The sequence below is a fragment of the Flavobacterium sp. ACAM 123 genome (genome assembly GCF_000264055.1).
In the GTDB taxonomy this organism is placed as follows: Bacteria; Bacteroidota; Bacteroidia; order Flavobacteriales; family Flavobacteriaceae; genus Flavobacterium.
The window spans coordinates 20,085-27,273 of record NZ_AJXL01000048.1 but is presented as its reverse complement, the minus strand read 5'-3'; the positions used below and the strand labels follow the sequence as shown (position 1 = coordinate 27,273).

At 34.6% G+C, this 7,189-nt stretch carries 8 protein-coding genes and 2 tRNA genes; 1 reads left to right on the top strand and 9 read right to left on the bottom strand.

Annotated features, from left to right (window positions below):
* Positions 1-15: 15 nt before the first annotated feature.
* The 7 genes from A3SG_RS0110380 to A3SG_RS20805 form a co-directional block, all read right to left on the bottom strand.
* A complete protein-coding gene (locus A3SG_RS0110380; RefSeq protein ID WP_016989957.1) occupies positions 16-2,253 on the bottom strand; it encodes a M1 family metallopeptidase in 2,238 nt (745 codons plus the stop codon).
* A 63-nt stretch (positions 2,254-2,316) separates the two neighbouring features.
* Positions 2,317-2,820, bottom strand: coding sequence for a DUF6702 family protein (locus A3SG_RS0110375; protein WP_016989956.1), 504 nt, complete (start codon positions 2,818-2,820; stop codon positions 2,317-2,319).
* A 206-nt stretch (positions 2,821-3,026) separates the two neighbouring features.
* A complete protein-coding gene (locus A3SG_RS0110370; protein ID WP_016989955.1) occupies positions 3,027-3,776 on the bottom strand; it encodes a hypothetical protein in 750 nt (249 codons plus the stop codon).
* Entirely contained in the window at positions 3,766-4,494 is a 729-nt protein-coding gene (locus A3SG_RS0110365; RefSeq protein WP_157485404.1) for a hypothetical protein, read from the bottom strand. The genes A3SG_RS0110370 and A3SG_RS0110365 overlap by 11 nt, the downstream gene beginning before the upstream one ends.
* Entirely contained in the window at positions 4,481-4,840 is a 360-nt protein-coding gene (locus A3SG_RS20810) for a hypothetical protein (protein WP_016989953.1), read from the bottom strand. Before A3SG_RS20810 ends, A3SG_RS0110365 begins: the two co-directional genes overlap by 14 nt.
* 21 nt (positions 4,841-4,861) lie before the next feature.
* Positions 4,862-4,996: a hypothetical protein gene (locus tag A3SG_RS22730; RefSeq protein WP_255347702.1), complete on the bottom strand. Its 135-nt coding sequence runs from the start codon at positions 4,994-4,996 to the stop codon at positions 4,862-4,864.
* Positions 4,997-5,005: 9 nt separating this feature from the next.
* Positions 5,006-5,245, bottom strand: coding sequence for a hypothetical protein (locus A3SG_RS20805; RefSeq protein WP_157485402.1), 240 nt, complete (start codon positions 5,243-5,245; stop codon positions 5,006-5,008).
* A gap of 161 nt (positions 5,246-5,406) precedes the next feature.
* Between A3SG_RS20805 and pepE the strand changes: the two genes are divergently transcribed.
* Complete coding sequence (gene pepE, locus A3SG_RS0110355) at positions 5,407-6,114, top strand: dipeptidase PepE (protein ID WP_016989951.1); 708 nt, start codon at positions 5,407-5,409, stop codon at positions 6,112-6,114.
* A 64-nt stretch (positions 6,115-6,178) separates the two neighbouring features.
* On the opposite strand, the gene A3SG_RS0110350 is transcribed toward pepE, so the two are convergent.
* A tRNA-Gly gene (locus A3SG_RS0110350) sits at positions 6,179-6,251 on the bottom strand.
* A gap of 260 nt (positions 6,252-6,511) precedes the next feature.
* Positions 6,512-6,584: transfer RNA gene (locus tag A3SG_RS0110345), tRNA-Gly, on the bottom strand.
* Positions 6,585-7,189: the final 605 nt, after the last annotated feature.

The following is a 7,189-nucleotide window of genomic DNA, read 5'->3' as shown; positions in this document are numbered from 1 at the left end:
ATGCTTATTCCTTAATCAAATTTTACTTTTCACTATCTCTTTTGGCCAAGTATTATTAGTAACATCAATGTCAGCTGTTTCTAATTTAGGGTCAATTTGAATTTTCTTGATTGCTTTCTCAGTAGCGTATACTTTTTTAGCAGTATCATTGTTTTTTCTCCAGATTTGAGCTGGGTACTTGAAATTTTCAATGCTACCATCCTCGTATGTAATTTCAACTAATATAGGCATCATCATTCCGCCTGGTTTATTGAACTCTACTTCATAGAAGAATTTAGGAGATTTAAGATTCCCTTTTTCTACAGTAGTAAGTGTCTTTACATAATCCGAAAGCAATTTTACTTCGGCTACTTTCAAAGGTTTCTTTTCACTTGATTTTAACTCTTCATTGTTCTCTGCAACTAAATATACAAACGGTCCTTTATCTACACCAAAACGACCTTTTCTTACCTTCACGTCTTTTAATTCTTTTGTAGGCGTTTCAGAAACATAATATTGCTTAACATCGCTAATACCTATGTCCACAAAGTCAGTGGAGTAAAACCAACCTCTAAAGAACCAGTCAAGATCGACAGCAGACGCATCTTCCATTGTTCTAAAAAAGTCTTCCGGAGTAGGATGTTTGAATTTCCAACGGTTTGCGTATACCTTAAAAGCATAGTCAAACAATTCTCTACCCATTATCACTTCTCTAAGGATATTCAAACCTGTCGCAGGTTTTCCGTATGCATTATTACCAAACTGCATTATACTCTCTGAATTTGACATGATAGGCTCCAGGAATTTCTGGTCACCACTCATATAAGGTACGATGTTCTTTGCAGGACCACGTCTTGATGGAAAATTAGTTCCCAGTTCATCCTCTGCCATGAATTCCATAAAAGAGTTTAATCCTTCATCCATCCAAGTCCATTGACGCTCATCTGAATTCACAATCATTGGGAAAAAATTATGACCTACTTCGTGAATCACAACACCCATCATCCCATTTTTAACTTGTTCACTTGTCACTCCTTTTGCATCAGGACGACCAAAATTCCAACAAATCATAGGGTATTCCATTCCTTGATCTTCTGCAGAAACCGAAACTGCTTTCGGATAAGGGTAATCAAAGGTATGCGCAGAATAACTTCTTAGTGTATGCGCCACAGTTATAGTTGACGTTTCTCCCCATAGCGGATTTGCTTCTTTAGGATAAATAGAAACTGCCATGGTTGTTTTATTGCTTAATTGAACAGCCATAGCGTCAAGGATGAATTTTCTTGAAGTGGCAATACCAAAATCTCTCACATTCTTAGCGCTAAATTTCCATGTTTTTTTCTTTTCAGAGAAACCTTTTTCAGCTGCCTCTGCCTCTTCCTGTGTAACAATTACTACAGGTTTGTCAAATGTTTTCTTTGCTAATTCGTATCTTTTAACTTGTGCCGGCGTAAACACTTCACTTCTGTTCATCAATTCTCCAGTCGCTTCCATGATGTGATCTGCAGGAACGGTGATGTTAACATCAAAATCTCCAAATGGTAAAGCAAATTCACCGCTTCCCCAAAACTGCATATTTTGCCAACCTTCAACGTCATTGTAGACTGCCATTCTAGGATAGAACTGTGCAATTACATACAACCTATTTCCTTCTTTTTCAAATGATTCATATCCGGAACGACCACCCTCTTTCTGGTAATCGTTGATGTTGTAGTCCCATTTTATAGAAAAGGATAATGATGTACCTGGTTTCATTGGCGAAGCCAAGTCTATTCTCATCATGGTATGATTGATCGTGTACGTCATCGGAGCTCCTTTTGAATCCTTGACGTACTCAATATTAAAACCACGGTCTAAAGGTTTTTTTAAAAATTTTTCGGTAAAATTAGAAGCTGGAAAAGTTTGTGTTATTCTTTCGCTTTCCGCTAACGGAGACTCAGAATCCTTAGCTTGTTGATTTTGATCTAATTGAACCCATAAATAATCTAAATTATCCGGAGAATTGTTATAGTAAGTAACCATTTCAGAACCGCTTAATTTAGCATTTTTATCATCTAACTCGATATCGATTTTATAATCTGCTTGTTGTTGATAATAAGCTGGACCAGGAGCACCTGCAGCGTTACGAAACATATTAGGCGTTGCTAATAAATCGTACATCTGACTAAACTTATTGGTGTCGTATTTACCTGATTGCTTTGGAGTAACTGTTGTTGCTTTTTCTTGAGCAAATAACATTGCCGGAAGAATAAAAAATAATGTGATTTTTTTCATGTGTAGAATTCGAATTATTTAGGACGTGAAAATACTGTTTTTTAACAAGCATCCCCTCCTCTATTAGAATTTTAACATTCTTTCAGAAGATGATACGGTAAAAAGAAAACTTTGTTTTATTCCCAGAACGGTAAAGTGGGCAATGTTTTGTTGCTCGGAATTCCAATCAACTAAAACAGCATTATGCACCTGTAGTGATTTTAATTTTTGAATGTCTTTTATGCTTAAATAGCATATAAGGACATCTCCTTCTAGTTCTTTACTTAAAAAATTCAGAGACTTAGATTGACCATTGACTTTTATTGTAAATTTCTCTGATAAATATTTTTTTAGTGAAATTATATCTTCGGGAGATTCTTTGTCTGTACCTAAGTAGTGATTCTTAGTGTATCTCTTCTCTAATGCTTTATTCAAGTCATCCGCAAAAATTCTCGCGGTAATTTGTAGCATTTCCTTTTCAGGTGCATAATTTATTTGATATACCGCCACATAAAACTTATGAAATCCAAAAGAGGTTAAACTCAAAAAGAAGACTCCGCAAACGAGATATACTATTGTTTTTTTCATTGTGCAAAAGTAGCAATTCTTTTGCACTCTTCCTTTTTTATAACAAGAAAACCAATACGTTGCGTAAAATTGCCATTATTAAAAGAGTAATTCTCTGTATCGCTCTCTTCCCAAAATAACAATAATTGAAGTTGTTACACCCAGCATTGTAGAATTCAGTACTTCATTTTTATCTTTAATAGAGGAAAGGTCCTTCATCCATCTATTTAAAAGGTTGTTATTTTTTTGTATTCCTTATTTTTAGTAATTAAAAAATCCATGAGTTGGAATTCAGCACTAGGCTGCATTAATGTTCTCGATTTACTATCGTTTTCACAGAAAACAAGAAAAAGTTTAATCTCGTCGTCTTTTAAATTCAGCGTATTGGAAAAAAAAGAATAATTAATTCTTTTCAAAACAAGTTCTGAGAAACTCGTCTCCTTGTAAAAATCTACCTTTTCAGGATTATTCTTTCTCAATATTTTTAGTACATCATTATATATTCTAACAAAGTTCGTTCCATATTCTATACTACCATTTCGCGGCATGGCTGCATTTTTTAGTGCCGACTTTTGATCTCCAAAGTACATCAAGTCAACATATTTCTGTGATTCTCCTAGAATTGGACTCAGCTCTTTTTTGGCAGCAATCAACACTTCCTTTAATTCATTTGTGAAGACCTCCAGCGTTACTATAAATTGAGGCGTAATAAAATCCTCTTCTTTAAGCACGACTTTTTTAGATTTAAACGTCAGACTTGAAAAAACCAAGGTATCATTTACTTTAGCCAAAACTGTAAAAAAACCGTATTCATTGACAATTGCACCCGTTTTTGAATTAGCATCAAAAACAATTACGTTTTCAACTGGCGCCAAATCATTTCTCACCTGACCTTTGAGTGTTTTTCTCGATTCAATTTGACCAAAACAAAATTGACAAAATAAACACAGTATTAAGATTCCTATTTTATTTTTCATTTGCTATGATTTTGTTGTATTTTTTAGCTAGTATGATAATCAAAAATTGAGACAATGTTTTGTTTCTTGAATTTATAGAACCCACCAAATCGTTGTCCTCAACGCAATAATATTGAAATCCTCGAATATATTCTTCCGGGATTTTTAAAGTACCGGTGTAGTAGTCTGGTGTAAAAAGATAGTCTAACTTGACTAACATTTGTTCTTTATATTCTATCGCAACTTCTTTTTTAAGCATTGCTTTTCGTCCGGAAATGGCATTTAAAAGTCCATCAATGCCTTCACCAGAAGTAGCTGTAAATAATTTACGTTCTGCGGGTGAATACTTCTTTTGCCCAAAAGGAACAATTCCTAAATTCTCAGCACTAATCTGACTGCTTTCATCAATAACAACTTCCTTTAAGTCGATACTCTCAGAAGCCATTTTAATTTGGACAACAGACGACGACAAAACTTGTTTATCTACTCGTTTACGTAAAGTTACGAGATTTACAGCAGAAAAAACTAAAACATCCCCTTCTTTTGCAGAAAGAAAGAACAATCCCTCTTTATCTGAAGAAGTTACACTCTCTGTCATTAGGTTTATAACATTCACCCCTTCTACAACAAGAGAATCAAAACTTATTTTTCCATAAATTTTTTTTGAATCTATACTTTGCCCTAAAACAACTTGAGAAAGTAAAATCACAAACAAGATAAAAGTACTATTCGTTTTCACAGGCAATAATTTCATTATATTTTATAGCTAATTTACCCAATAAGAATTCGGTGGTTACTTTGTTTTTTGACTTTAAAATTATGGTAAATTTTTCGTTTTCAACGCCATAATATTTAAATCCTTCTACGTATTCCAAAGGGATTTTCAAATAATTCACAAAATAATCCTCTCCAAAAAGAACCCTCAAATACTTTAAATTTAATTCTTTCTTTTCTAAAAGCACTTCTTTTTTTAGTCGTTTCGTTCTTCCGTTTATTTTATTAATCAATGGATCTAAAGGCATTGATCCCCAAATCAATCCTAACAGCATTATGGGCTTGAATTCGCCAGCTGTTCTTAACTTCATTTCTGCGGGAGTGTATGTTTTTTAATTTTTAGAAACAATCCCCAAAGATACTGCATTGATGTGGTCATACCGTTGAATAACGACCTCGTCAACCTCAATAATCGCTGCTCGGATTTCGATATTCAAGATGTTTTTATCGATGTCCGCTTGTTGCAAAACTTTCTTTTAATATTCATATTTAAGAGAAGTAAAGACGACAACATCCGCTACTTTAGCCATAATAGAAAATTGACCATTCGCATTTGAAATGGTGCTTTTCTCGCTCATTAGATTCACTACTTCGATTCCCTGAACCGGAACCCCCTGCGAAGAAATCTTTCTATGAATCTCTCTTTCGGTGACAACCTGACCATAAGTCATTTGGCAAAGCGAAAAAATAAACCACACAAATAAGAATCTACTCATCAAATTAGCACCAACTTAAATGTGGATAGCTCGTAAAAGTATCCTAATCCCCTCCAAATTAATTACTAAAGACTTGGTAAAAAAAAGTTAATAAAAAACGAAAAACACAAAAATAAGAAACCTGATTTTATACCTTTATATGGAATAAAACAGTCCAAAAAATGAAAAATATAATTATTGCAAGTACATCCACAGTGCACGGAAGTGACTATTTAGAATACCTGCTGCCCGAGTTAAAAATCCACTTTGCTAATTGTAAAACGATACTATTTATTCCATACGCGCGACCTAGTGGTATTTCACACGAGCAATATACAGCAAAGGCTGCTTTGGCTTTCGCCAAAATAAATATCGCGGTACAAGGAATACATGAATTTGATGATGCAGCATCAGCCGTCGAAAGCGCAGAAGGAATTTTTACTGGTGGAGGCAACACTTTTGTACTGGTGGCTGAATTGTATAAAAACAACATCATGAATGCTCTTGAAGCAAGCATAAAAAAAGGAACTCCCTACCTAGGAACAAGCGCGGGAAGCGTTATTTGCGGACTAACCATGCAAACCACTAACGATATGCCTATTGTTTATCCTCCAAGCTTTAAAACATTAGGGATTCTTCCTTTCGACCTCAACGCACATTTTTTAGATGCAGATCTGCAGTCAAAACACATGGGCGAAACCCGAGACACTAGAATAAAAGAGTTTCACGCTTACAACACCATCCCTGTATTGGGATTACGCGAAGGAAGTTGGCTGAAAGTAGATGGTGACCAGATAATAGTGAAAGGAGAGTTCTCAGCCAGGCTCTTCAAACAAAATCAAATCGCTGAAGAACTTAAAACCGGGACTGATATCAGTTACATAAAATAAAAAAACCAGTAAACTTGCTGTAAAAAAAATAAGCCTAACTTTATACAAGTTAGGCTTATTACAGAGCGAAAGACGAGGCTCGAACTCGCGACAACCAGCTTGGAAGGCTGGAGCTCTACCAACTGAGCTACTTTCGCATTAGCAGGATGCAAATGTACAAATTAATCCTCTTTATGGCAAGTTTTTTTAAAAAAAAACAAAAAGAATTTAACACCTGAAATTAGAGGTGATTAAAACTCTATTTTCATCCTACATGAATTAAAAAAAGTTTAATGAGACTAATAAAAAAGTCGACACGATTAAGTTTAGGCTCAAGGTTTCGCGTCCATCTCGACGGGACGACAAACTTGCTATAAAACAGATAAGCCTAACTTTATAAAAGTTAGGCTTATTAAAGAGCGAAAGACGAGGCTCGAACTCGCGACAACCAGCTTGGAAGGCTGGAGCTCTACCAACTGAGCTACTTTCGCATTACTGAGATGCAAATATAGAAAATAAGTTGGCTTTGAAACAAGTTTTTTAATGGAAATCTCATCAAAAAAAAGCGCTTTAACTATAACCATTTTAAAATTAAATCGTTACGACTATTATTTTTTCACAATGGGATCTATCCTATCAAAACAAAACATCCTAAAAGACCTATTTATAATCGCGACGGGGCCTCAGTACTAATAAACATCAAATAAGTTTTCAATTTGAAGCTGACGATTCAGAGACAACTTCCTTTTTAATCTTTTTTTTAACTAAGAATAAACAGCCTTACTTTCATCATATCATAAAGCCAATATCAAATTCAGTTACTAGCTTTTTAGAAACACATCGAAAAAAATACACAGTAAAGATTTCCTGGACGTTGGCGAAAAAAGAATCGTTCACATAACAAACAATGAATTTAGTTCCGCGAGCGGATTAAAACTACCGGCTTCTATTAGAAACTAAGTTAGATGAACAAAGGAAAAGTCCTTGACGTAAAAAACACATCAGAGAACATATCCTTCCGTGTTAAACAGTAACCCAATTACTACTTACCTTATTAGGACTTCTCCATAAAATAAGAGAAAATCCAATTCCTTAG